The organism is Streptomyces sp. NPDC102437 (genome assembly GCF_044765565.1).
Classification (GTDB): domain Bacteria; phylum Actinomycetota; class Actinomycetes; order Streptomycetales; family Streptomycetaceae; genus Streptomyces.
Window position 1 is genome coordinate 299,422 of record NZ_JBIWKI010000003.1, and the last position, 24,747, is coordinate 324,168.

Annotated in this window: 20 protein-coding genes and 1 pseudogene; 8 read left to right on the forward strand and 13 right to left on the reverse strand. The window is 71.4% G+C overall.

The features are described from left to right. Nucleotides 1-4 precede the first annotated feature (4 nt). From ACIRJP_RS06445 to ACIRJP_RS06455, 3 genes are read right to left on the reverse strand one after another with little or no spacing between them, the layout of a single operon-like run. Entirely contained in the window at nucleotides 5-1,243 is a 1,239-nt protein-coding gene (locus tag ACIRJP_RS06445) for an FAD-dependent oxidoreductase (protein ID WP_404168835.1), read from the reverse strand. Then, nucleotides 1,240-2,664 carry an NAD(P)/FAD-dependent oxidoreductase gene (locus ACIRJP_RS06450; RefSeq protein WP_404168838.1) on the reverse strand — a complete coding sequence of 475 codons (1,425 nt, stop codon included), beginning with the start codon at nucleotides 2,662-2,664 and terminating at the stop codon, nucleotides 1,240-1,242. Before ACIRJP_RS06450 ends, ACIRJP_RS06445 begins: the two co-directional genes overlap by 4 nt. 19 nt (nucleotides 2,665-2,683) lie before the next feature. Continuing rightward, on the reverse strand, nucleotides 2,684-4,117 hold the full coding sequence (locus ACIRJP_RS06455; protein WP_404168841.1) for an FGGY family carbohydrate kinase: 1,434 nt from the start codon (nucleotides 4,115-4,117) through the stop codon (nucleotides 2,684-2,686). A 448-nt stretch (nucleotides 4,118-4,565) separates the two neighbouring features. Here ACIRJP_RS06455 and ACIRJP_RS06460 point away from each other — a divergent pair, with 448 nt between their 5' ends. Next, nucleotides 4,566-5,573 (forward strand): hypothetical protein, encoded by a 1,008-nt coding sequence (locus tag ACIRJP_RS06460; protein ID WP_404168844.1) that lies wholly within the window; start codon nucleotides 4,566-4,568, stop codon nucleotides 5,571-5,573. An 89-nt stretch (nucleotides 5,574-5,662) separates the two neighbouring features. Further along, nucleotides 5,663-7,192, forward strand: a complete 1,530-nt coding sequence (locus ACIRJP_RS06465; protein ID WP_404168847.1) for an amino acid permease — start codon at nucleotides 5,663-5,665, stop codon at nucleotides 7,190-7,192. 124 nt (nucleotides 7,193-7,316) lie between these two features. Here ACIRJP_RS06465 and ACIRJP_RS06470 read toward each other — a convergent pair whose 3' ends face one another. The 3 genes from ACIRJP_RS06470 to ACIRJP_RS06480 are packed head-to-tail and all read right to left on the reverse strand — an operon-like array spanning nucleotide 7,317 to nucleotide 11,121. Beyond that, on the reverse strand, nucleotides 7,317-8,597 hold the full coding sequence (locus ACIRJP_RS06470) for an MFS transporter (RefSeq protein WP_404168850.1): 1,281 nt from the start codon (nucleotides 8,595-8,597) through the stop codon (nucleotides 7,317-7,319). 5 nt (nucleotides 8,598-8,602) lie between these two features. Further along, nucleotides 8,603-9,208 carry a DUF5825 family protein gene (locus tag ACIRJP_RS06475; protein ID WP_404168853.1) on the reverse strand — a complete coding sequence of 202 codons (606 nt, stop codon included), beginning with the start codon at nucleotides 9,206-9,208 and terminating at the stop codon, nucleotides 8,603-8,605. Next, on the reverse strand, nucleotides 9,205-11,121 hold the full coding sequence (locus ACIRJP_RS06480; protein WP_404168856.1) for a RiPP maturation radical SAM C-methyltransferase: 1,917 nt from the start codon (nucleotides 11,119-11,121) through the stop codon (nucleotides 9,205-9,207). The genes ACIRJP_RS06475 and ACIRJP_RS06480 overlap by 4 nt, the downstream gene beginning before the upstream one ends. A gap of 428 nt (nucleotides 11,122-11,549) precedes the next feature. On the opposite strand from ACIRJP_RS06480, the gene ACIRJP_RS06485 reads away from it, so the two are divergent. From ACIRJP_RS06485 to ACIRJP_RS06500, 4 genes and pseudogenes are all read left to right on the forward strand, one after another. Continuing rightward, nucleotides 11,550-12,710 carry a substrate-binding domain-containing protein gene (locus ACIRJP_RS06485; protein ID WP_404168859.1) on the forward strand — a complete coding sequence of 387 codons (1,161 nt, stop codon included), beginning with the start codon at nucleotides 11,550-11,552 and terminating at the stop codon, nucleotides 12,708-12,710. A gap of 260 nt (nucleotides 12,711-12,970) precedes the next feature. Then, nucleotides 12,971-13,313: pseudogene (locus tag ACIRJP_RS06490) on the forward strand (ABC transporter permease subunit); the annotation flags it as partial. A 100-nt stretch (nucleotides 13,314-13,413) separates the two neighbouring features. Continuing rightward, on the forward strand, nucleotides 13,414-14,394 hold the full coding sequence (locus ACIRJP_RS06495; protein ID WP_404168862.1) for a hydroxyacid dehydrogenase: 981 nt from the start codon (nucleotides 13,414-13,416) through the stop codon (nucleotides 14,392-14,394). Beyond that, entirely contained in the window at nucleotides 14,391-16,292 is a 1,902-nt protein-coding gene (locus ACIRJP_RS06500) for a DUF2264 domain-containing protein (RefSeq protein WP_404168865.1), read from the forward strand. The genes ACIRJP_RS06495 and ACIRJP_RS06500 overlap by 4 nt, the downstream gene beginning before the upstream one ends. Before the next feature lie 69 nt (nucleotides 16,293-16,361). Here the strand turns inward: ACIRJP_RS06500 and ACIRJP_RS06505 are convergent, their stop codons facing one another. The 6 genes from ACIRJP_RS06505 to ACIRJP_RS06530 form a co-directional block, all read right to left on the reverse strand. Next, nucleotides 16,362-16,994, reverse strand: coding sequence for a lactate utilization protein C (locus ACIRJP_RS06505; RefSeq protein ID WP_404168868.1), 633 nt, complete (start codon nucleotides 16,992-16,994; stop codon nucleotides 16,362-16,364). Then, the gene (locus tag ACIRJP_RS06510; protein ID WP_404168871.1) at nucleotides 16,991-18,535 is read right to left on the reverse strand and encodes a lactate utilization protein B; all 1,545 of its coding nucleotides are present in this window, start codon (nucleotides 18,533-18,535) and stop codon (nucleotides 16,991-16,993) included. Before ACIRJP_RS06510 ends, ACIRJP_RS06505 begins: the two co-directional genes overlap by 4 nt. Next, complete coding sequence (locus ACIRJP_RS06515) at nucleotides 18,532-19,299, reverse strand: (Fe-S)-binding protein (RefSeq protein ID WP_404168978.1); 768 nt, start codon at nucleotides 19,297-19,299, stop codon at nucleotides 18,532-18,534. The genes ACIRJP_RS06510 and ACIRJP_RS06515 overlap by 4 nt, the downstream gene beginning before the upstream one ends. A gap of 172 nt (nucleotides 19,300-19,471) precedes the next feature. Continuing rightward, nucleotides 19,472-20,218 (reverse strand): FadR/GntR family transcriptional regulator, encoded by a 747-nt coding sequence (locus ACIRJP_RS06520; protein WP_404168874.1) that lies wholly within the window; start codon nucleotides 20,216-20,218, stop codon nucleotides 19,472-19,474. Nucleotides 20,219-20,351: 133 nt separating this feature from the next. Then, nucleotides 20,352-21,398, reverse strand: coding sequence for a S66 peptidase family protein (locus ACIRJP_RS06525; RefSeq protein WP_404168877.1), 1,047 nt, complete (start codon nucleotides 21,396-21,398; stop codon nucleotides 20,352-20,354). A gap of 92 nt (nucleotides 21,399-21,490) precedes the next feature. Then, nucleotides 21,491-22,270, reverse strand: coding sequence for a crotonase/enoyl-CoA hydratase family protein (locus ACIRJP_RS06530; RefSeq protein WP_404168880.1), 780 nt, complete (start codon nucleotides 22,268-22,270; stop codon nucleotides 21,491-21,493). A gap of 173 nt (nucleotides 22,271-22,443) precedes the next feature. Between ACIRJP_RS06530 and ACIRJP_RS06535 the strand changes: the two genes are divergently transcribed. Both ACIRJP_RS06535 and ACIRJP_RS06540 read left to right on the forward strand, forming a co-directional pair. Beyond that, entirely contained in the window at nucleotides 22,444-23,322 is an 879-nt protein-coding gene (locus ACIRJP_RS06535) for a DUF2510 domain-containing protein (RefSeq protein WP_404168981.1), read from the forward strand. Between the two features lie 120 nt (nucleotides 23,323-23,442). After that, nucleotides 23,443-23,769 carry a hypothetical protein gene (locus tag ACIRJP_RS06540; RefSeq protein WP_404168883.1) on the forward strand — a complete coding sequence of 109 codons (327 nt, stop codon included), beginning with the start codon at nucleotides 23,443-23,445 and terminating at the stop codon, nucleotides 23,767-23,769. A gap of 37 nt (nucleotides 23,770-23,806) precedes the next feature. Here the strand turns inward: ACIRJP_RS06540 and ACIRJP_RS06545 are convergent, their stop codons facing one another. Then, nucleotides 23,807-24,439 carry a class I SAM-dependent methyltransferase gene (locus ACIRJP_RS06545; RefSeq protein WP_404168886.1) on the reverse strand — a complete coding sequence of 211 codons (633 nt, stop codon included), beginning with the start codon at nucleotides 24,437-24,439 and terminating at the stop codon, nucleotides 23,807-23,809. Nucleotides 24,440-24,747: the final 308 nt, after the last annotated feature.

The window sequence follows — 24,747 nt, forward strand, 5'->3', positions numbered from 1 at the left end:
ACAGTCAGCGCACCGAGACCCGCACGGTCCCGCCGCCCGGGTCGGCCCGGTCGAGCCAGTCGCCGCGCAGATGGAACGGACGGTCCGGCACGGCGGGCAGCAGCAGCCGCTGCCGGTGGAGCTCCCGGCCGTCCTGGCGGACGACGAGCAGGGGCGAGGTCAGCCGTCGGTCGGTGCGCAGGACGAAGCGGCCTCGGAGCGGGAGGCCTCCGTCCGGGTCCACGAGGTTCGGCGCGACCCACCGCAGGGGGGAGTCGACCGCGACGGCCGGCCGTCCGGTGGGCCATGCGCCGGTCGTCAGATGACGCAGTACGGGCGCGGCGACGGCCCGGCCCTCGGCCAGCGCGACGCCCGCGCTCTCCACGCCGTGCAGCAGGTTGCCGACGGCGAAGACTCCGGGGCGGTCGGTGCGGTGGGCGGCGTCGTACGCGGGGCCGCGGGTGCCGGGGTCGAGGGTGACCTCGCCGCGGCGGGCGAGTTCGTGGTCGGGGATCCAGTCGCCGGTGAAGACGACGGTGTCGCAGCCCAGGGTCGCGGTCCGGCCGTCGTGGTGGCGCACCGAGACTCCGGTGAGCCGTTCCCGGCCGGTCAGGGCGGTGACGGTGGTGCGGCCGAGGACCGGGGTGCGGTCGCCGGGCGGACGGGTCAGGGCGGCAAGCTTGGGAGCGGGCCGGCCGGTGACCATGGCGACTACGTCCACGCCCGCGACGCGCAGGGTGTCGGCCGCGGCACGGCTGACGGGCTCGTCACCGATGACGACCGCCCGGGTGCCGATCCGCTGCCGGTACAGATGGACGGCCTGCTGGAGTTCGCCGGTGGTGTAGACGCCGGGCGGGCGGCTGCCGGGGACGAGGCGGGCGCTTCGGGGGCGTTCGCGGGCGCCGGTGGCGAGGATCACCGCGCGGGCGGTGATGCGTTCGAGGCCGGTGGGTGCGGTGGTGTCCACGGTGAGCGGTCCGGCCCAGCCGGTGACGGTGACACCTGTACGCAGCGTGGCTCCGGCGCGGACGGCGCCGGCCACGCAGTTCCGGGCGTACGCGGGACCGGTCGCCCCTCCCCCGCCGATGGTGCGGCCGCCGAATCCGCCGTGGTGGCAGTGGCGGGGGACGCCGCCCGCGGTCTGTTCGCGTTCCAGGATCTCGACCCGGCCCGCGCCGGACGCGGCGAGTTCGGCTCCGGCACCGAGGCCGGCCGGGCCGCCCCCGACGATCAGCACGTCGACGGTCCGTTCGAGCCGGGTCATGGCCTGGCCTCCTCGAAGAGTGCGCGGACCGCCGCCCCGCAGTAGAAGCCCTGGCACCGCCCGTTGCCGGCCCGTGTCCTGCGCCGCAGGCCGTCCGGGGAGTGCGGCGGCACCGGGCCGGCCAGGGCGTCCCTGATCTCGCCCGCCGAGACCCGTTCGCAATGGCAGACCAGCGTGCCGTACGCCGGGTCCGCCGCGATGAGCGCGGCGTCCTGGTACGGGCGCGGGAAGGCCTCGCCGAGGTTGGGCATGGTGACGGGCGGCAGTTCGTGCGGCGTGCCGAGAACGAGGCCCGAGTCGCCGAGCAGGTCGGCGACGTGCGCGGCGATGGCCATGGAGGCGGTGAGTCCGGTGGAGCGGATGCCGCCCACGGTGATGTACCGCAGTTCCGGCCGGGAGCGGATGCGGTAGTCCTCCTGGCCCGTCGCGGCCCGGAGTCCGGCGTAGACGGCGGTGACTTCCTCGTCGAGCAGTTCCGGCAGGATGCGGCGGCCCTTCTCGCGGAGCAGGGCGATCGCGTCGGCCGTCGATCCGGTGGCCGTCTTGTCGTCGAGGTCCTCGGCGGTGGGGCCGAGCAGCACGTTGCCGAAGACGGTCGGTGCGACCAGGACACCCTTCCCGGCGGCAGTGGGAACCGGCAGCAGGATGTGGTCGACGAGGTCGCGGGCGAGCTTGTCGAAGACGATGAGCTGGCCTCGGCGCGGGGTGACGGTGAAGTCGTCGTGGCCGAGTTCGCGGTCGATTTCGTCGGCGTACAGTCCGGCGGCGTTGATCAGGTGGCGGGTGCGCAGCGGTCCACGGGTGGTGGTGAGGGTGTGGGCGTCGTCGCCGCTCCCGATGTGCCGCACACGGCAGTTGAGGTGCAGATGGACTCCGGCCCGCACGGCCTGGGTGGCGTAGGCGAGCGGGGTCGTCCAGGGGCAGATGATGCTCTCGTCGGGGATTTCGAGCGCGCCGAGGGCGCCGGGGCCCAGGTGAGGTTCGCGGGCACGCAGTTCGTCGGCGTCCAGGAGGCGGGCCGCGTGGTAGTCGTTCCGCTCGGCCTTGGCCAAAAGGGCTGGGAGCGTTGCGAGTTGTTCTTCGTCCCAGGCGACGAGCAGGGCTCCGACGCGTTCGACGGGGATGCCGGTCTCGGCCGCGTACGCGCGGAGTCTGTGCTGTCCCTCGCGTACCAGCCGGGCTTCCAGGGAGCCGGGTACGGCGTCGAAACCGGTGTGCAGGATGGCGGTGTTGGCCTTCGAGGTTCCGTTGCCGATGTCGTCACCGGCGTCCAGGAGTGCGGTGCGCAGCCGGTAGCGGGCAAGTTCGCGCGCGATGGCGGCGCCGACCACGCCCGCACCGACGACGGTCACGTCGTAGACCGGGCCGCCGGGCGGGTCGCCGGCGGACAGTTCGCCGGCCGTTGTGATCGTGGGGCTCATCGCGTGACTCTCGTACGTCTCAGGCATGGTCCAGCAGGGTCTGTACGGCGGTCCGGAACCCGGCGAGCCGTTCGGCGGCCTCGTCGGCGCCGATGCGGGGTTCGTACACCGCGGCCGGCTTCCAGTCGGGCAGGGCCCGGCGGACCGGGAGCCGCGGGTCGAGGCCGAGCCTGGCGACGGCTCCGACGCCGAGTGCGGTGACATCGGGCAGGGCGGACACCTCGACGGGCCGTTGCAGCAGGTCGGCCTGGGTCTGCATGAGGAGTTCGGAGCGGGTCAGGCCGCCGTCGACCCGGAGCGCGGTCAACGGCGAGCCGAGGTCGGTAGCGACCGCCTCGGTGAGCTCGACGACCTGGGCCGCGATGCCTTCGCACAGGGCCCGCACCAGATGGCCCGGGGCGGTGCCCAGGCCGAGGCCGGTCATCGATCCGCGCAGGTCACCACGCCACCAGGGAGCGGCGAGTCCGGCGAGTGCCGGTACGAAGGTGACGCCGCCGGAGTCGGGGACGGCCGTGCCGACCGGGTCGAGGTCGGCCGCGCCGGAGATCACCCCGAGGCCGGTGAGCCAGTCGACGGCGGACGCGGCGGTGTAGACCTGCCCGTCGAGGCAGTAGCTGGTGCGGCCGCCGAGCCGCCAGGCGACGCAGCTGGCCAGTCCGGTGGAGCCGCGGCGTGGGGCGGGCCCGGTCTGCGCGAGCAGGAACGCACCCGTTCCGTAGGTGCATTTGGCGTTGCCCGGCTCCAGTGCGTTCTGGGCGAGCAGGGCGGCCTGCTGGTCGACGAGCAGGCCGGTCAGCGGGAGTTCACCGCCGAAAGCGGTCGTCGTGCCGACCGTGCTGTCGCAGTCGACGACATCGGGCAGCCGTTCGTCGCCGAGGCCGAAGACGTCCAGGGCCCGGGGCGACCAGTCCGCCCGGTCGAGGTCGAGCAGTTGGGTGCGGCCCGCCGTCGCCGCGTCGGTGACGAACGCGCCGGTCAGCTGATGGACGAGCCAGGAGTCGCTGGTGGTGACGACGCCTTCGCGGGTCAGCTCCCGGCGGATCCAGGCCATTTTCGGCGCGGCGAAGTACGGGTCGAGCGGCAGTCCGGTGAGGTGCGTCAACTCTCGGTCGTACTGGGCAAGTTCGGCGCAGACCGAGGCGGCCCGCCGGTCCTGCCAGACAATCGCGTCGGTGAGCGGCCGCCCCGTGTCCGGGTCCCAGGCGAGCACCGTCTCGCCCTGGTTGGCGAGGCCGACGGCGACCACGGGTTCGGCGGCCTCCCGTAACGCCCGGCGACCCGCTTCGACGACCGAGCCGAGCAGTTCGGCGGCGTCCGCCTCGACCACTCCTCCGGCGCCGTGCCGGGTTCGCACCGGAACGGAAGCGGAACCGATCACACCTCGCTCGGGGCAGATCACCAACGCCTTCGTCCCCGACGTGCCCTGGTCCACGGCGAGTACCGGGCCTGTCATCGACTCTCCAGCTGTGCGGAAGCTCTGCGGCTTGAACGGAATCGTGATCACTGAACTCGCCGCCCAGAGTGGTGCAGACCACCGCGTACGTCAAGGGCAGTCCGGGGTACGACCGGAACAACCGGTACATCTTTCAACGTCCTGGGGAATCAACTGACTTGAGTAAGATCCGCGAATCGGTCCGGAGTTCGGAGCGACTGGCCTTACACTCACCGCCGAGCAACAACCGGACGCTTTCGAGCAGTTCGTTTCTCAACAACTGCTTCACCCCCCACGTCCTTGAGGATTGATGAGACCGACACTCTGCGCCGAACCACCGACCACCGATGTCCCGGCCTTTTGCAGTCGCACGGGTTCCATGCCGCCAACGGGTGGCGTGACGTGCTGAGCAGATCTCCCGACCGACATATGCCGGTCTGTCGTGCAGGGGCAGGGACAGGGCGAGTCCATGGCCAACAGTGATTTCCGGCCGGTCTATCACCCGGCCGGCCACGACAACGATCTACGGGTCGCGTTACAGGACCTGCGCACCGGACGCTGGATGTCCATGCGGAATCTGCTGGAGAGCACGCCGGACTGGATCCTGTGGACCCAGCGCACGCAGGTGCTCGGGGCGGTTGCCGCCGGTTCGGACGCGGTGCAGGCCTGGCTGGCCGAGGATCCCCGGAGCGTCGCCGCCACGGTGATGCAGGCGCGCGTCGTCGTCGAGCGGGCGGTGCGCGCCCACCGCGAGGGCCACCACCGGGCACAGGAGTTGTGGCAGGAGGCCTGGCAGGCGTGCCGGACGGCCGCGAACGCCTCGCCCGCGGACCCGGTTCCCTGGGTATGCCTGCTGGCCCTGTCCCAGCTGGACGAACACCAGCAACTGGAGGAACACCGGCTGCGCCCGCCGGGGCCGATGCTCTTCCCCGGTCCGTGGGGGCTGCTGGCCGAGGCCGACAAGCGTGATCCATGCAACCGCGAAGCCTACCACCGGATGCTCCAGTTCGTTTATGCGCGCAAGGCCGGCGGATCGCTCTCGGAGGCCGTCAACTTCGTTCAGTGGGCTGCCTCTTCGGCGCCCGACGGCTCCGCACTGCACGTACTGCCGCTCTATGTTCGGGTCGAGCGCTACCGCCGCGAGCAGGGCCACGAAAAGGCCCTGGACCTGCACTGGGTCACCGAGGACGCGGAACGGGACGCGGCCCGTGCGCTGGAACTCTGGTTCCGTCGCACACCACCGATCTCGCACTCCCTGCTCGACCTCAACCACCTGGCCCACGCCCTGTGGGGAGCCCTCCAATTCGCCGATGCCGCAGCCGTGTTCCAGGAGCTCGGCCCCTATTTCACCTCGGTTCCATGGGTGTACCGCACACGGGGCCGCAAGGGCCCCGGAGACGCGGAGGACGTCTTCCTGCGTGCCCGCAGCCGCTGCCTCTCCGTCTCCCGCGACCCCGGACGGGGGCCGCAACGCTGAGCGACGCCACCGCGATGCCGTGTGCCCGCCCCGTCCCGAACCGATGACCGACCGTCCCCTTTCACCATCCGCTCATGGAGGTTTTCCCGATGTCCATATCCACCCCGACCCAGTCGGGTGCGGAGGCAACCCCGCCGAAGGACGAGGAGGAGCGGCTGCGCGAACTCGGCTACCAGCCGGTGCTCGCCCGCCGCATGGGAGGCTTCGGCAACTTCGCCATCAGCTTCTCCGTCATCTCGATCCTGTCCGGCTGCATGACCCTGTACGGCTTCGGCATGTCGACCGGTGGTCCGGCCGTGATGCTCTGGGGCTGGGCCGGTGTCGGGCTCTTCGTGCTCTGCGTCGGCATGGCGCTCGCCGAGGTGACCAGCGCGTACCCGACCTCGGGAGCGCTGTACTACATGGCCGACCGGCTCGGCGGCCGCAAGTGGGGCTGGTACACCGGCTGGCTGAATCTGCTGGGTCTGCTGGGCGCGATCGCGGGCATCGACTACGGTGCGGCGCTGTTCACCGGTGCGCTGATGAACCTCCAGTGGGGATTCACTCCCACGCCCGGCAAGACGATGATCATTTTTGTCTGCATCCTGCTGCTGCACGCCGTGCTGAACCTCTTCGGCGTCCGCCTCGTCAGCGTCCTCAACTCCATCAGCGTCTGGTGGCACCTCGCCGGTGTCGCGGTGATCGTCACCGTGCTGGCGATCGTCCCCTCGCACCACCAGTCGCCGTCGTTCGTCTTCACCGAGTTCGTCAATGACACGGGCTGGCACAACCCGTTGTACGTGGCGGCGATCGGCCTGCTCCTCGCGCAGTACACCTTCTGCGGTTATGACGCGTCGGCCCACCTGTCGGAGGAGACGTCGAACGCCTCCGTGACGGCGGCCAAGGGCATCGTCCGCGCGATCTGGGTCTCCTGGATCGCCGGCTTCGTGCTGCTCGCCGGGCTGACCTTCGCCATCCAGGACTACGTGGGCACCCAGAAGAGCCCCACCGGAGTGCCGCCGGCACAGATCCTGATCGACGCGCTCGGCACCTCCGGGGCCACCGCCATGCTGCTGATCGTGATCGCGGCCCAGCTGTTCTGCGGCAACGCCGAGGTCGCGGCCGCGAGCCGGATGGTGTTCGCCTTCAGCCGTGACAACGCCCTGCCGGGCTCGGCGCTGTGGCGCAAGGTGAGCGCCCGGACCCAGACCCCCGTCAACGCGGTGTGGCTGTCGGTCATCGTCGCAGGAGTGCTCGCGCTGCCCTCGCTGTACTCCGCCACCGCGTACGGCGCGGTGACCGCGATCAACGTCATCGGCATCACACCCGCCTACGCGATCCCGATCTTCCTGAAGCTGCGCTCCGGCAGCCGGTTCGAACGCGGGCCGTGGCATCTGGGCCGCTGGAGCAAGCCGATCGGCTGGATCGCCGTCGTGTGGGTCGCCATCGTGACCGTGCTGTTCCTGCTCCCGCAGTCCTCCCCGGTGACGGTCGACTCGATGAACTACGCGTCGATCGCGCTGATCGCCGTGCTGGGCCTGGCCACCGTGTGGTGGTTCGTCGCCCGTCGTTCGTACAGCACGCCCTCGGCGTACGGGAACGCCCGCGAGCAGGCCGAGATCGAGGAGGGCATCGTCTGATCCGGCCCTTCTTCCCCGCCGGCCCTTCCGGAACCGCCCCGCCGACAGGCAGCGGTCCGGGAGGGCCGCGTGCGTGGTGGCTCCCCGCACGGTCCACTGCGCCGCCTCCCGACGGCTCCACGCGCTACGGCAGCCAGAGGCAGGCGGCGGCCACCAGTGCCACCGCCGCCCCGCCGGTGAGCACCGGCACATTGCCCAGCCAGGCGGCGAGCGCACCGCCGCCGAGGGCGCCGATCGGCACCGTACCGATGAGCGCGGCCTGCAGGACCCCGGCGACCCGGCCCTGGAGCTCGGACGGTGTGATCAGTTGCTGGGTGGTGGTCATGGAGATGGCCCAGACCGTGGCCGCGAGCCCGAAGACGAACTGGTACGCGAGCAGCGCCGGGAAGCCGGGCCCCAGGGAGGCTCCCGGGATCAGGAAGATCGCGAGGGCGGCCACCACGGCGCAGATCCGGGTCGCCCTGGCCAGTCCGATGGTGGCGGCGAAGCGCCCCGCCAGCAGCACTCCGAGGACGGTGGCGACGCTGAACGCGGCGTAGACCGTGCCCAACTGCCAGGCCGGCAGTCCGAGATCACGTGTGGCGTAGAGCACAAAAAGCGCGTCGACGGCTCCGCTGCCGAGATTGAACCCGGCCCCGGCGAGCACCTGCCGGCGCAACAGCCTTTCGCCGCGCACCACTTCGAGTCCGGCGCGCAGTGCGACCGTCCGGGATTCCTTCTGGTGACTGGCCTTCCGGACCGAGGAGTTGAGTATGGCGGGGAGACCCAGCAGCAGCAGTGCCTCGATGCCGTACGCCGCACAAGCGGCCAGCAGCGCGGTGGAGGCCCCGGTCAGGCCCACCAGCACACCGCCGAGCGCGGGGCCGCCGATCTGCCCGGTGGTCCGGGCACCGGTCAGCGCCGAGTTGGCGGACAGCAACTGCTCGGGGTGCACGACCCGGGGCAGGGCCGCCTGGAGGGCGACGGCGAGCATGGACGTCAGCGCGCCGGACAGGGCGGCCACCAGGTACAGCTGGGGCAGCCCGAGCCGTCCCAGGGTGTCCGCCAGGGGTACGGAGCCGACGACCAGCACCTGGAGAACGGTGAGGAGTACGGTCAGTCCGCGCAGCCGTGCCCGGTCGACCAGCACCCCGGCGAACGGGCTGAGCAGCGCGCCGGGGAGGTAGCTCAGCGCCATCAGCGCGGAGGCGCCGAAGGGCCCGGCGCCCAGCCGGGTCACGGCGAGCAGCGCGAGGGCCAGGGTGGCGACCTGGCGCCCGACGGAGCTGGCGATCTGTTCCCCGCACAGCAGCGCGAACGGCCGGTGGCGCAGCAGGGCACGTCCGGACCGCCCGGAGCGGTCGGTCCCGGCACCGGCGGAAGGGATCTCGGCTGACGGCGTCGGCGGGTCGGGCAGCTGCTCCATCCCGTTCAGATGTCGGTGCAGGGGACGGGCCACCGGCGGATGCGGGGCGGCAGGGCCACCACCCAGCCGTCGGTCACCCGGGCGAGGCGTTCCGACACCAGCAGCTCCACCGCTTCCCGGCCGATAGCGCTCAGTTCAGCCAGGGCGGTGGGGTCCTGGACGGTGCGGAACGTGGCGAGCAGATCGGGGTCGTCGATCGTGAAGCGGGCGGCGGCCGATGGCTCCCTGCGGTCCATGACGGTGACGAAGTCCGGTCCGCGCCGGTGGAAGAGCTGTCCGTAGGCGTGGCGGTCCCGCCAGGTGGTGAGCTCCGGCGGTTCGCCGGGCAGCGGGCCGGGGGCCGGCAGGTGGCGCAGCAGGCCCGCCGTGTCGGCCACCTCGTGCGCGGGCCCGGTGAACAGCGGGTCGTCGGTCGCCGGAAGCCAGCGCACGACGAGATCGTGGCTCTGGCATTCGCGCAGGAACCGGACGGCTTCCGCCGCCGACCGGCCGTCGGCGCCGAGCCGCAGGGGTTCGTCGACCGTCACCAGCCGTCCTCGGATCCCGTGCGGCACCTGCCAGGCCGGCAGGGCGGGGGCGGTGCGGGTCGGGGGTGCGGGCAGCGGGCTCATCCGGCGGCCTTCTCTCCGTTGTCCGGCGCGCCCGACGGCCCGAGGGCCGTCCCGTCCGGCGCCTGGGTGCGCTCGACCGACCGGACCGGCACGTGCCAGGTGGGCAGCGACACATACGACCGCCCGTCGTCGAAGAGGAGCCCCAGGGCAACCGCTTCGCGGAGCCAGGCGTCCAGTTCCTCGGCGGTCGGCGGGTTCGTTTCGGCCGTGAGCAGGCGGTGCAGTGCCGTCCGGGTGCGGCCCGCCTCCAGGTGGCGCAGGGCGGCGGCGTGCCAGCCGGTCAGCCGGTGGGTGCGGCGCGGCCAGCCGCGCCGTCGGTCGTGGACGAGCAGTATCTCCTCGCCCTCGGGCTGTTCGAGGACCAGGGTCGAGGCGGGATGGCCGGTGTACCAGTCGCGGGCCGCGGCCTTCAGCCGCGCTTCGGTCCCGCCGCCGATCCCGGCGGGCGGAGTGTCGAAGAGGTAGACCAGATCGGCCAGTTGTTCCTCGGGCAGGTCGTAGACGTGGCGGTACATCTCGGCGGGCCGCCGCTCGGGGAAGCCCAGCGCGGGGTTGGCGAAGTTGGGGCTGAACCGCTCCAGCTGGATGCGGTGGGCGCCGCCGGGCGGCTGGAGGTGGACGAGCGCGGGCATCTGGTCGATGACGAAGGCGTAGTCCTCGGCGGTCTCCCCCGGGAAGCCGTAGAGGTAGTTCCAGGAGCAGGTGAGCGAGTGGTTCTCGCACTCGCGGAGCGTACGGATGTTGCGGGCCCCGCTCACGCCCTTGTCCATGAGCTCCAGGGCTTTGTTGTCGAGGCTCTCGATGCCGGGCTGGATGTGGACCGATCCGGCTCGGGCGAGCGTCTCCAACTGCTCGGCGGTGAGGTTGGACTTCACCTCGTAGTGCATGCGCAGGTCCCAGCCGCTGTCGGCGGCGAGCGGGAGGAAGTCCTTGAAGTACGCCATGTCGATGATGTTGTCGACGGTGACGATGTCCAGGATGCGGTGGCGCCGGACCAGGCGGTCGACCTCGTCCCAGAGCCGGTTTCCGGGTTTGGCGCGGAAGGTCATCGCCGAGCCGTTGAGTCCGCAGAAGGTGCAGTGGTGCTTCTCGCCCCACCAGCAGCCCCGGGCCCCCTCGACCACGAGTTTGGGATGGACGTACTCGGCGAGCGGGGAGGTTTCGATGGCCTGCTGCCAGAGGTCGTAGTCGGGCGAAGGGATGTCGGCGGGCGCGACGGTGCGCCGGGACTCCTCGTTGGCGCTCGACTTCGGCCCGTCCCACCAGCAGAGTCCGGGTACGTCGGCCGGTGCGGTGCCGGCGTCGATGTGGGCGAGCAGGGCGGGCAGGGCATACTCCCCCTCGCCGCGCACCACATGGTCGACGAAGCGGTGGTTGCGGTGCAGGGCGTGGCCCATCGGGCCGTCGCAGTTGCTGCCGCCGAACACCACGGTCAGTCCGGGGCGGCGTCGTTTGAGTTCAGCCGCGAGCGCCAGCGAGGAGACGTTCTGCATGAACGTGGAGGTGAACCCGACGACATCGGGTGCGTCGTCGAGTATCGCGCTCGCGCTCTCGTCGATGAACTCCGCCGCGTGGACCCTCATCGCGGTCGCGGTGGACATGTCGGTCCCGCGCCGCGTGGCGTACTCCTTGAGCTGCGCCACGCCCCATTCGGGATCGTCGTAAAGGACGCCGGAGAACACCCAGTCCCCGAGGCCGTCGAAGATCGATTCGCTGCCGACCGCGACGTGATCGCCGGGCCGGATCGCCCCCTGCGAGCGTTCCAGCAGGAATTCCGCCCAGCGCAGGGAGCCGTGGAACTCGCGCACCTCGTCGTCCGGCCGGGTCAGGTCCAGCAGCGCGTGCAACAGTCCCACCTGGAGCGAGGGGAGTTCGATCGGCTGCCACGGCATGGTCACCAGATGTATTCGCACTGCGCCTCCCACGGCACGGGGGCGGACCCCGGATCGCGTCCGGCGTCCGCCCTTTTCGTCACTGTCCGGCCGTGGCGCACCGGCCCCGGAAGGGCGATCGCGTCAGGTGCCGGCTGGACCGGAACGCACCGGTTCAGCGCGTCGGACGTTTCTCGATCGTCTGCCGTTCGCGGTTCTTCGCCTCTTCCTCGCGGACCACTACCTTCTTGATCTCCATCTGCCCCTCCCCTCGGCTTTCGGTCTCAAGTCCGTTGACGTTAGGTCGCGTTGTTACGGAGTCGCAAGAGTGCCTGCTGGGGCCGGTGGGGCGGACGGGGTGGTCCGCACCGGTGGCGGGCCGGAGACCGATCGCTATGCTGCGTGCCGAAGCGCTCACCGGAAGCGCTCAAACGAACAGTGCGCGGCGGTACGACGAGGGGGCCAGCAGCATGCGGGAGCCGGTTGAACTCAGGCGTCAGCGAATCCTGTCGGTGGTGGAGTCGCGCGGCGCCGTGAAGGTCAGCGCGCTCGCGGCCGAGCTCGACGTCTCGGTGGTCACGATCCGGCGGGACGTCGAGGAGCTGGCCCGGGACGGGCGGCTGCGGCGCGGGCACGGGGTGGCCCGCCCGGTGCGTGAGCCGGTTCCGACCGGCGCGGTCCCGGCGGCCAGGGGCCAGGAGCCGGCCGGGGAGGCCGGGGCGGTCGCCCTGGTCGTCCCGGAGCGGCACACGTACCTGTACGAGACCCTGCACGGCGCCCGCTCCGTCCTGGAGGAGTCCGGGATCCGGATCGCGCTGCACATCGCGCCCCCGTCGGCCGGTGCCGAACGTCCGCTGGTCGAGCGGGCGCTGGCGGACGGGGCGCGCGGGCTGCTGATCGCGCCGCGCTGGCTCAGTACCCGCTCGGAGGAGCTGGACTACGGCTGGCTCGCGAACGTGGGGGTGCCGACGGTACTGATGGAGCGGCGGCCCCGGCCGGGCAGCGCGCTCCACGCCCTGGACTCCGTCTGTTCCGATCACTGGTACGGGATCCATCTCGCTGTGGACCATCTGGTGTCGCTGGGGCATCGCCGTATCGTGCTGGCGGCCCGTGACGACAGTCCGACGGCGCGCAGCATCCGTGCCGCGTTCGCCGAGATCGCGGCGGCCCGTCCGGAGGTGGCGGACTGGTCGGTGGTGCTGAGCTCGCCCTCGGCAGCGGAGCCCCACGGGGCCGGCCCGGCGGCCAAACCCCATGGTTCGGCATCGGCGGCCGACGGCCGGGCCGCTCTCGACCTCGCCGCGCTGCTGCGGGAGCGGGGCGCCACGGGGGCCGTGCTGCACGGGGACGTGGACGCGCTGATGCTGGTGCAGCGGCTGGCGGAGAGGGGTGTCGAGGTGCCCCGGGACTGCTCGGTGGTGGCGTACGACGATGTGGTCGCGGCCCTCGGCAGCACTCCGCTGACGGCGGTGGCGCCGCCGAAGGCGGAGATCGGGCGGGCCGCCGCCGAACTGCTGCTCCACCGGCTGTCCGGTGCGGCGGGCGCGACCGGACCGGTGCGCCGCACGGAGCTGCTGCCCACGCTGAAGGTGCGTGGATCGGCCCGGGAGCTGCCCCGTTCCACCGGATGATCGTTTGACCGTTTTGATTTTCTCCTGAGCGATCACTTGACCAGTAACGATCAGCCGATCAGGATTCCCCGTGAGCCGATACAGCAGCCGCGGGAGGCGCACATGCCTGGACGACAGAGCCGTCGATCCGTGCTTGCCACGATCGCCGCTCTGCCGCTGGCGGGTGCGCTCGGTGCCTGCGGAGGCAACGGCGGCAACAGCGACGGGGCGTCCGGGCCGGGCAGCAGAGGCGGCAAGCGTGCCACCCGCATCACCTTCTGGTGCCGGACGAGGTGCTGGAGGCGGCGCGGATGGACGGCGCCGGCGAGCTTGCGGCCTCCTTCCGGGTTGCCCTGCGGATGCTGGGGCCGGGCCTGGTCACCGTCTTCCTCTTCCAGCTCACGGCGATCTGGAACAACTTCTTCCTGCCGATGGTGATGCTCTCCGACCAGCATCTCTATCCGGTCAGCCTCGGCCTCTACACATGGAACAGCGCCGCCGTCGTCTCACCCCGAGTACTGCCCCGTAGCGATCACGGGTTCGCTGCTCGCGGTCCTGCCGTTGATCCTCGCCCTGCTCCAGCGTTTGTGGAAGTCGGGGCTCATCGCAGGCGCCGTGAAGTGACCGGGCCACCGCCCCCGTTCCCCACCAGGAGAGAGATGCCAGCACAGACCCCTGCGCCACCGCCCCCTCCGCCCGGAACCGGCCGCGCGCCGCCGTCGCCATGAAAGCGGCCGCCGCCAACGCGCTCCTCGGCGCCCGGTCCCTGGCCGCGCTCGGCGAGGTGTGCGATCTCGCCGCCCTGCCCGCCCTCGACGACTTCTCCACCGACCGCGCCCGCGCGGTGCTGGCCGACACCGAACTGCTGGTCACCGGCTGGGGCTGCCCGCCGCTTGACGCGGCAGCCCTGGGCGCGGCGCCGCGGCTGCGCGCGGTCGTCCACACCGCGGGCAGTGTGCGTGGACACATCACCGAGGCCTGCTGGGAGCACGGCATCGAGGTTTCCTCGGCGGCCGCCGCCAACGCGCTGCCGGTGGCCGAGTACACCGTCGCGATGATCCTGCTCTCCGGCAAACGGGCCCTGGAGCGGGCCCACGACTACCGGACACAGCGCCGCCGCGACCCCTGGCTCACCATCCCCGACCGGGTCGGGAACTACGGCCGCACCGTGGGCATCCTGTCCGCCTCCATGATCGGCCGGCGCGTCGTCGAACTGCTGCGCCCCTACGATCTGCCCGTCCTGCTGCACGACCCGTACGTCTCCGACGCGGAGGCCGCCGCGCTCGGCGTCCGGCCCGTCGGCCTCGCGGAACTCTTCGCACAGAGCGACGTGGTCAGCGTCCACACCCCGCTGCTGCCGGCCACCCACGGGCTGGTCAGCCGCGAACTGCTCACCTCGATGCGCCCGGACGCGGTGCTGATCAACACCGCGCGGGGCGCCGTCGTCGACCAGGACGCGCTCGTCGACGTACTCCGGCAGGACCGCATCCGGGCGATCCTCGACGTCACCGATCCGGACACACTGCCCGCCGCACACCCCCTCTGGGACTGCGACAACGCCCTGATCACCCCGCACCTCGCAGGCTCACAGGGCAACGAGTTGCGGCGACTGGTCGATCTGGCGGCGGGCGAGGCCGGCCGCTGGGCCGCGGGCGACGGTTTCGCCCATCCCGTACGACGCGAAAGGCTGGCATTCCTCGCATGACCGCTCCGCTTCCGATCTCGACCCTCGAACTCCCGGCGGACGACCGGGTGTCCAGCCCGTACACCGGCTACACCCGTGCTCACTGGGAGGCCGCCGCCGACGGGCTGCTCCGGGCCGCCTGGCAGTGGGCGACGCCGGGCGGCGCCCTGCTGGACCTGCCGGGCCGGCCGTCCGCGTCCGGAGTGCGCTCCGACGGTCTGGAGGGTTACGCGCGCACCTTCCTCGCCGCCGCCTTCCGGGTCGCGGGCGCTCACGGCAAGGACCCGCACGGCTGGCTGGACCGGTACGCGGACGGGCTCGCGGCCGGTACCCGTACCCCCGGCCGCGAGGACACCGAGTCCTGGCCTCTGATCCGCGACCACACCGTGTTCGGCCAGCCCATGGTCGAGTCGGCCTCGGTGGCCATCGGTCTGCGGCTGTCCCGCCCGTGGCTCTGGGACCGGCTGGACGCCCGGGTCCAGGACCGGACCGAGGAGTGGCTGCGCGACGCACTGCGGCACACCCCCGCCCCCAACAACTGGTACCTCTTCCCCTACTCCGTGGCCGGATTCCTGGAGTCCGTGGGCCGGGGCGACGCGCGGACGGCGCGGGCCAAGGAGCGGGCCCTGGAACTGCTGGAGGGCTGGTACCGGGGCGACGGCTGGTACGCGGACGGCGACGGCCGGGCCTTCGACCACTACAACGGCTGGGCGCTGCACCTCTACCCCGTGCTGGACGCGCATCTGTCGGGCGACGCCGAACTGTCCGCGCACTACGGCGCCCGGCTGCGCGAGCACCTGGAGGGCTACTCGCTGCTCTTCGGCGGCGACGGGGCGCCGATCCACTTCGGCCGCTCGCTGACCTACCGCTTCGCGGCGGCCTCCTCGGTGGCGCTCGGCGCCGTCAGCGGGCACACCCCTCTCACGCCCGGCGCCTCCCGGCGGGTGATCAATGGATCGCTGCGCTACTTCCTGGACCGGGGCGCGACCGGTACGGACGGGTTGCTGAACCTCGGCTGGCACGGCCCGCACGAGGCGTCGCTGCAGAACTACTCGGCGCCCGCCTCGCCGTACTGGGCGTCCAAGGCCTTCGTGTCGCTGCTCGCCCCGGACGGCCATCCGCTGTGGACCGCGACCGAGGAGCCCGCGCCGAGCGAGGGCCCCGACCGGGTTCTCGCGCTGCCCGCGCCCGGACTGCTCGTCCAGACCACCCGCGCTGACGGGATCGTACGGCTGCACAACCACGGCAGCGACCATGTGCGCCCGCACGAGGGGGAGTCGGGTGTGCAGGACGACCCGCTGTACAGCCGCCAGTCGTACTCCACGGTGACCGGTCCCACGTCGAGGGCGAACGCGGCGGACAACCACCTGGCCGTGGTCGTCGCCGGGGCCCGCAGCGGTCGCCGGGTCATCCGTGCGCTGGGCGCCGGCGGGGGCGACGGCTGGGGCTGGGCCGCCTCCTGGCACCGCCCGGTGTTCACGTCGGGCTCGCCGATGGTGCCGGGGCTGCGGGTGCAGAGCGTCACGGTGGTGCGCGGGCGCTACGAACTGCGGGCGCACCGGGTGCTCGGTGCGCCGGACGGGGCCCGGGTGGAGCAGACGGGCTGGGCGACCGGCCGCGACGACGCCCTGACCTCCGCGCTGCACGGTCTGCACGGCTGGGAGTCCCGGGACGAGGTACGGGCTCCGCAGGGCACCGCGTACACGCCCTGGGCGGTGGTCCCCCGGCTTTCCGCGCCCGCGACCGGCTCGGTGATCCTGGTCGCGCTGGCCTCACTGACCGCGGAGCCCGACGCGGCGCCGCTCGACGCCGTGGTCGACGCGGTGACGGTGGACGGGGACACGGTGGAGGTCCGCTGGGCGCACGACGGGGCAACGACACGCATCGGCTTCGAGCCGGTGACGGTCACGCACGGCTGAGCGCCGGGGTGCGCGGCCCGGGAACCGTCCCACCGCCGCGCACCCCGCCCTCCGGGCAGGCCCTACGAGTCACATGTCCGTCCGGATCACCACGGCCAGGGTGCGCGGCCCGTGCACGCCCTCCACCCGCTCCAGCTCGATGTCGGAGGTGGCCGAGGGACCACTGATCAGCGTCGTCGGACGCTGCGGTACCAGCCGCGCCACCGCTTCCGGCACACCGGTCTCGACCGTCGACAGATCGACGACGCAGACATGGAGGTCGGGGACCAGGGACAGCGCCCGCCGCCCCTGGTCGGGCGAACCGTCCAGGAAGATGGTGCCGGTCTCGGCGCAGCTCACGGCCGAGGCGGTGACGACCCCGTCCAACGCGTCGAGGCCGGGCGCCGGGATGTCGGCGGAGTCCTGCTGGACCTCGCCGTCGAACGCTTCGAGCCAGCGCGCGTCGAGCCCGGCCGGCACACCGATCCGCCGCGCCCCGCGCTCCCGCAGCACCTCGGCGACGAGTTCCGCGGTGCGATCGGCGGTACAGGTGTGGACGGTGGCCTTGTAGTCGACGAGCCGGTCGGTGAAGAGGGCCAGGCGTTCGTCGTCGGGGAGAGTGCGGCCGGTGCGGTAGGCACGCGGGACGGCGACATCGGGGGCGGGGGCGAGGGAGAGGGCGTCCTTGATCCGCCCCAGCACCGTTTCGCGAGCGTCGGTCACTTCTCCTCCTCCTTCTTCTTCCGGTTCTGTTCGTGCTCGTCCGCGGCGGCCCGCATCGTCTCGGCGCCCTCGGCCGATGCCAGCCAGGAGCGGAAGGTCTGCTTCGGCGGCACTTCGGTGTCCCGGCTCTCGCTCCAGCCGTTGAACGGCGGGGGCAGGTGTGAGATCTTGCCGTCCCGCCCGCCGATGACACGGCCGATCCCCGCGCCCTTCTGCGCGGCCGTGAAGAGCTTCGGGTGCTTCATGACGGTGGCCGCGGCCTTCATGGCCAGCTTCTCCGCCGTCGTACCGGACTGCTCGGTGTGCTGGTGGCGCAGTTCGACCAGGAGCGACGGAATGTCGATCTTGACCGGGCAGGCGTCGAAGCAGGCGCCGCAGAGGCTGGAGGCGTACGGCAGCGAGCTGTTGGGGTCGTTCTTGGCTGCGTGCATCCCGGCGAGCTGCGGGGTGAGGACCGCGCCGATCGGTCCGGGGTACGTCGATCCGTACGCGTGGCCGCCGGCCCGTTCGTACACCGGGCAGACATTGAGACAGGCCGAGCAGCGGATGCAGTTGAGGGCCTCGCGTCCGATCCGGTCGGCGAGCGCCGCGGTGCGGCCGTTGTCGAGCAGGACCAGATGGAAGTCCTGCGGCCCGTCGCCCGGCGTCACTCCGGTCCACATCGAGGTGTACGGGTTCATCCGCTCGCCCGTGGAGGAGCGCGGCAGCAACTGCAGGAACACTTCGAGGTCCTGGTAGCGCGGCAGCACCTTCTCGATGCCCATGACGGTGATCAGGGTGCCGGGCATCGTCAGGCACATGCGGCCGTTGCCCTCGGACTCCACGACCGCGAGGGTTCCGGTCTCGGCGATCCCGAAGTTGGCGCCGGAAACCGCCACCTTGGTGGTCATGAACTTCTCGCGCAGATAGGCGCGGGCGGCGGCGGCCAGGTGCGCGGGCACGTTGTCCAGGCGCGGGTCGACGCCCGGGATCTCCTTGAGGAAGATCTGCCGGATCTCGTCGCGGTTGCGGTGGATCGCGGGGACCAGGATGTGTGACGGCTTGTCGTGCGCGAGCTGGACGATCAGTTCGGCGAGGTCCGTCTCGTACGGGGTGATGCCGACGGATTCGAGGTGTTCGTTGAGGCCGATCTCCTGGGTGGCCATCGACTTGACCTTGATGACGTCGCTGCTGCCCGTCGCCCTGACCAGCCGGGTGACGATCTCGTTGGCCTCGACGCCGTCGCGCGCCCAGTGGACGGTGCCGCCGCGCTCGGTGACCTTCCGCTCCAGCTCCTCCAGGAGTTCGGGGAGCCGGTTCATGGTGTCGGTCTTGATGGCCGAGCCCGCCTCGCGCAGTGCTTCCCAGTCGGGGAGTTCACCGGTGACATCGAGGCGTTTGGCGCGGATGGTGCGGGTGGCCCGGCCGAGGTTGCGGCGCAGTTGTTCGTTGCGCAGCTCGTCGTGGGCGGCCTCGGGGAACTTCCGGTCGCCGCGCAGATTGCCCGTCCCGTACGGGGAACGGGGCGGGGTCGAGGGCATGCCGAGGAAGGTGCTGCTCATCGGACGGCCTCCGTGGGGACGTACGGCGAGGTGCGGGTGGCGGAGAGGATCTGCGCGAGGTGCAGGGTGCGGGTGCCCGACCTGATGCGAGAGAGCCCGCCGCCGATGTGCATCAGGCAGGACGAGTCGCCGGCGGTGCAGACATCGGCCCCGGTGGTGGCGATGTTGCGCATCTTGTCCTGGAGCATCGCGGTCGACGTCTCGGCGTTCTTGACGGCGAAGGTGCCGCCGAACCCGCAGCAGGAGTCGGCTTCGGGGAGCTCGACGAGGTCGATGGAGTCGACGGCCCGGAGCAGCTTCAGGGGTTTGTCACCGACGTGCAGCATGCGCAGGGAGTGACAGGTGGGGTGGTACGTCACTCGGTGCGGGAAGTACGCGCCGACGTCGTCCACGTCCAGGACGTCCACGAGGAACTCCGACAGCTCGTACGTCTTGGCCTTGACGGTGGCGACGCCCGCGCGCAGCGCGGCGTCCCCGTACCGTTCGGCGACGATCTCGTGCTGGTGGCGGACCGAGCCCGCGCACGATCCGGACGGCATGACGACGGCGTCGATCGAGGCGTCGCCGAACTGGTCGGTGAAGTTCCGCACCAGAGGGACGGGTTCACGCTGATAGCCGGTGTTGACATGCATCTGACCGCAGCAGGTCTGCCCCGGCGGGAACACCACGTCGTGGCCCAAGCGGGCGAGCAGGACCGCGGTCGATTTCACCGCCTCGGGAAAGAGCGTGTCTCCCAGACAGGTGGCGAAGAGTCCGATGCGCATGGGGGTCTCTCCGATCACTTCTCCATTTTTATGGTCCGACCATACTAGCCTCGGTCCGGAACGTGAAGGATGCGACTCCACGAACCTGAGCGTATAGGCATGCACCTGACAATACTTGAATTCGCACACCGAGGGTTCGGGCCCGTCCGGCACCCCGAGCCCTCGCCCTGCGTCAGGAATCTTCCGGGCCCCGGTAGGAGTTCTCGTCGACCAACGTGCCGTGGAGGCTGCGGATGTGCTTCTCGACCAGGTCGGCGGCGCCAGCGCCCTCGCCCGCGCGCACCAGCCCTAGCAGCTCGGTGTGCTCCGCGTTGAGCGCGGCGGCCGTGGCCGGCCAGTCCTCAACCTCCTCCAGTGCCCGCAGGATCAGCGGTCGCACCGATTCACGGACGGCGGAAGTGAGCGTGGAGGTCAGTTCATTGCCGGAGCTGCGGGCGATGTGCACATGGAACCGGGTGTCCAGATCGTTGAACTCCGACACCGTGACATCCGGCTCCCCCATGTGCGCGACCAGCGCCTCCGCCTCGTCGAGATCCGCCGGGGAGGCATGCCCGGCGGCCGCCTCGAAGCTGGAACGCTCCAGCACGACGCGCGCCTCCAGGACGTCCTCCAGGCTGTAGCTGCCCAGCGCGAAGTGCAGTCGCAGCAGCCGCCCGAGCGCGTCGTCGGGGTTGCGTACGATCCGCGCCCCGGCATCCGGCCCCCGGCCCGGCTGCGCGACCAGCACGCCGATGGTCTCCAGCACCCTCAGCGCCTCGCGCAGCGCGGACCGGCTGACCCCGAGCACCGGCGCGAGCTCGCGCTCGGGCGGCAGCCGGTCGCCCGCCCTGAGCTCACCGGCGAAGACCCGCTCCTCGATGCTCTGGAGCACGAGCTCATGCGTGCGGGACTGCCGTACGGGTTGCCATTCGACGGGCATCCGTCACCCCCTGCCTCGGCCGGAATCGTCCGGTTGCCGTCACGTCTTGCCGGATCTTCAACTATGTCACACACCACATATGGTCAGACCAAAGAAGCGATGTCGGCAGGTGGCGCCGGCAGGCGATGCCGGATCAGTAGGTGACGACGATGCGGCGGACCACGCCGTCCACCTCGATCCGTCCGCCGAACGGGATGACGAGCTGAGGGTCGGTGTGACCGAGGTCGACGTCGAGGACGGCCATGGTCCCGGGGGCGTACTCGCTCAACGCCCGCAGGACCGCCTGCCGTTGCTCCTCGCGGTACCGCTCCCCCGCCACGGCGTCCAGCGGCTGCTCGAACGACCAGTTCTTGGCCCGTCCCATGAGGAGTGCGGGGAACTGCGCGAGCATCCCCCGCTCCCCCATGTTCCGCAGAATCCGGTAGACCTCGTCGGCCGAGGGCATCTCCTCGCTCGTTTCGAGGAACAGCACCCGTCCCGCGTAGCTGTCCACCGGCCGGATCTCACGATCGGCCATCAGCAGCCAGGCCAGGATCTCCAGATTTCCGCCCCAGCTCGCACCCTTAACGGTCCGGCCATCAGTGTTGTGCCATGTCCAGCCGTCGCAGGGCCGCATCGCGGGTTCGGACTCGAAGGTACGGGGCTCGTCCCACCGGCCGCCCGCCCCGTTGGTCTCCTTGGACGGGGTGAGCTCGAAGTCGCCCCGGGTGAAGAGCGCGGCCCGCAGGGAGCCGACGGTCAGCGGGTGCATAGCACCAGGACGACCCATCTCGGCCATCACCGTGCCGCCGTGGTATCCGACGATGCCCAGGTTCTCAAGGAACACGAGCAGGTTTGTGTTGTCGCTGTACCCGAAGAAGGGCTTGGGGTTGGCGCGCAGCAGGTCGCGGTCCAGGTACGGCAGCACGGTGATCTGGTCGTCGCCGCCGATGGTGGAGATCACGGCCTTGATGTCGGGGTCGGCGAACGCCGCGTGGATGTCGGCGGCCCGTTCCTGCGGGGTGGATCCCATCTTCCGCGTCGTGGGGTACTCCACCGGTTCGAGGCCGAAGTCCTCCCGGAGCCTGCGCAGCCCCAGCTCATGCGGGAGCGGCAGGATGCCGGGGAGCCCGGAGGCGGGGGACAGCACGGCGACGCGGTCGCCGGGCCGGGGCTTGTCGGGGTACGTGTGGGTCGGCATCCGCCGAGCGTAGGGCGGCCCGCGAGGCGGCGTCGTCGCATTTTCGGCCCGGCCTGCGGCAGCGGGGGCAGGGCCCCGCCGCCCTGGGCCGGTCACCCGTCGAAGGATCCGTGGCGGCCCGCGCCGCCTCCGAACCGTTCGGCCCCGGCCTGTGTCTCCCCCGCGGTCAGCGGCACCAGACCGTGCCGGTACTCCTGGGCCAGCGCCTCCGGTTCGCTCAGGCCGTGTTGCTCGCGCACCGAAAGCCGGTCGTGGCGCAGACACAGCTGCGGGAACGCGGCGATCTCGCGGGCGAGGCTCTCCGCCGCGCCGCGCGCCTCGCCGGGTGGCACGATCCGGTTGGCCAGCCCCATGGCGTAGGCTTCCGCGGCCGGTACGGGGCGCCCGGTGAGGATCATGTCCATGGCCCGGCTCTCACCGATGAGCCGCGGCAGGCGTACCGTTCCGCCGTCCACCAGCGGCACTCCCCAGCGCCGGCAGAACACCCCGAACACCGCGTCGTCCTCCGCCACCCGGAGATCGCACCAGAGGGCGAGCTCAAGGCCCCCGGCCACCGCGGGGCCGGAGACCGCCGCGATGACGGGCTTGCCCAGGTGCATACGGGTCGGCCCCATCGGCCCGTCGCCTTCGGCCAGGACCTTGTTGCCCCGCTCCGTACCGATGCCCTTCAGGTCGGCACCCGAGCAGAACGTACCGCCCTCGCCCCACAGCACGGCGACCGCCGCGTCCGGGGCGGATTCGAACTCCCGGAACGCGTCGGCCAGTTGCCGGGCGGTCGGCCCGTCCACGGCGTTGCGGACCTCGGGCCGGTGGAGGATCACCGTGAACACGGGGCCGTCGCGCTCGATCCGCACGGCTGTTTCTTCGCTCATCGTTCGGCCTCCCGCTGGGACGGCGGAGAACCCCTCCGGCCGGTGGGGCGTCCTGAACCCCGGCTCCGTCCGTGGGACGGAGCGCTGCCTCACCCTATTGATACGAGTCGATCCGCCACAGCTGATTCATGCGATTCTCACGCAACCGTTCTACGGTGGGGCCCGTGACCCAGATGACCCCGCCCGGCTGGCACCCAGACCCCGGGTACACAGGAATTGGCCCCGTTCACGAGCGCTGGTGGGACGGCACCCGGTGGACCGACCAGTTGCGCTTGCCGCCCGCCACGATCCGGCGCCGCCGGATGCGCGTCGGACTGGGCATCACGGCCGCTGTGGTGCTCCTCGCCACGGTAGGCGGCGGCGTCCTCCTGCTGTCGGACAACTCCGGCGACGACAACGAACGCGCGGCCACCACCCCGTCCGCCCCGCCCTCGGACTCCCCCCGTCGCGGGCCGGGCGCTCCGGGAGGCGGCGGCGGGAGCGGCGCCCCCGAGCAGCGGATGCCGGGGACCGAGGACGGCTACGCCACCGACCTGACCAGCGGGATCAACCTGCCGGTGCCCGACGGCTGGAAGGGCACCTCCGGGGTCACGGGTGCGGGAGTGACGACGGGTGAGTACCCGTGTCCCGGCGACACGTCCGAGCAATGTGTGCGCGGCGGGGTGTTCTCCGCGCCCGCGAAGGCCCTGAAGCTCGACACTTCGACGGCGAAGGCCACGGCGGAGAAGGACATCTCCGTCAATGCCACCGAATCGTACGGCGAGAAGATCTACGGCGGCATCACCTCGCACCAGGAACTCAAGTCCGAGCCGGTGACCGTGGCCGGCGAACAGGGGTACCTGGTGCGCTGGAAGGTGGTGACGAAGAACGGTGACGACGGGTACGTCCAGTCGCTGGCCTTCCCGTCGCCCCGCTCGAAGGACCTGCTGGTCGTGGTCCGGTCGGGCTTCGACGTCAACGCCAAGGCACCCGCGCTCTCCGTCATGGACGACATCACCAAGGGCATCAAGGCAGCCTCGGGAGCGGGCTCCGGCCCCGGCACCACCGCGTAGCGGCCGTCGCGGACGGGCACGGCGGCCCGCCTTCGTACACCCGGGCGTGAGTACGAGGGCGGGCCGAGCTGAGTACGTCGGCCGATCCGCCGGCGGGCGGTCGCTGGTCGAATGACCATCATGGTTCCTGACGCACCGTCCCGTCCCCGCATCCAGCACGTCGCCACCGCCGGCACGACGCTGGCGCTGTCGCTGGCCCCGCTGGTGATCGGCGTGCTGCTCGCCAAGACCATGGCGGCGGACCCGATGACTCCGGTGAACGCGCTGGTCACCCGGGGCGGGCAGCCCGTACCCATCTCGCCCGCGCAGTGGCGCGGGTGCGGCAGACAGGCGCTGCGCAACTGGAAGGCCCCGCTCAAGGCCGGCCGGCGTCCCGTCACCCTCGTGCGGCGGTGCGCCGGGACACGGCGCACGTGCCGCCCGGTGAAGCTGCCGGTCGAGCGCTGAGGGGCGGCGGGCCCGGCAACCGAAGGTGGACCGGATGTCAGGCCCGTCGGCAGTGCAGGAACAACTGGGGCTCGGCCACCGCCGCTTCGTACTCCGGGGTGAACAGGGTGCTCTGCTCCCACAGCACCGAGAGCCCGGCGGCGGTGACCAGCTCCGTGAACTCCTCCGGGCCGAAGCTCGTCGCCCGCACGTTGTGGCCCATGAAGACGACGTCGAAGTCCTCCACGTCCAGCGGCACCGTGGCCACGACCAGATGGCCGCCGGGAACCAGCAGCCGTCCGAGCTTCCGCAGGAGCCGGAACTGGTCGTCGCGGGACATCTGGAGCAGTGAGAAATAGGCGCAGGCCGCGTCGAAACTGCCTTCTTCCAGGGGAAGTTCGCGAATGTCGGCGCATTCGAACACCGCGTCGGGAACCTGCCGGGCCGCCAGTTCGACCATGCCGGGCGAGACGTCAACCCCCAGCACGTCATGACCGGCCTCGGTGAGAGTCCGGGCGGTCGGCCGCCCAGTTCCGCTGCCGACGTCCAGGATCCGGCTCTGCGGTACGAGATCACCCAGCAGCCGTTGCAACGAGGCGTGGTGGGCGGCGGATCCGGCGAACGCCCGCTCGTAGTCGGCGCCCAGCGCGTCGAACACCGTGGCGGCAGCCTGGCCTTGGTCTCCGTCCATCGATGTGTTTCCTTCCCCGAGCACCGCCCAGTGCGGTTCCCGAGGATCGTTTCATCATTCGCCAGCGCCTTCAACGCCCGCCCCTGACAGGGAACATGGAGCCGATCGGGGAACTGGTGCACGCATGCGGAGCGGAGCGAGCTGTCCATGACCGTCCACCGGGCCCGGCGCCACGAAATCCGGTTTCCTGACCGCACCCGGGTTCCTTACACTCACCACGAAACGCGCGCCACGACAACACTGCGGCGCGCACCGTGACCAGTGGGGGGAGACCGGCCGTGCGCTACCGCACCGCTGTTGTCGTTCCC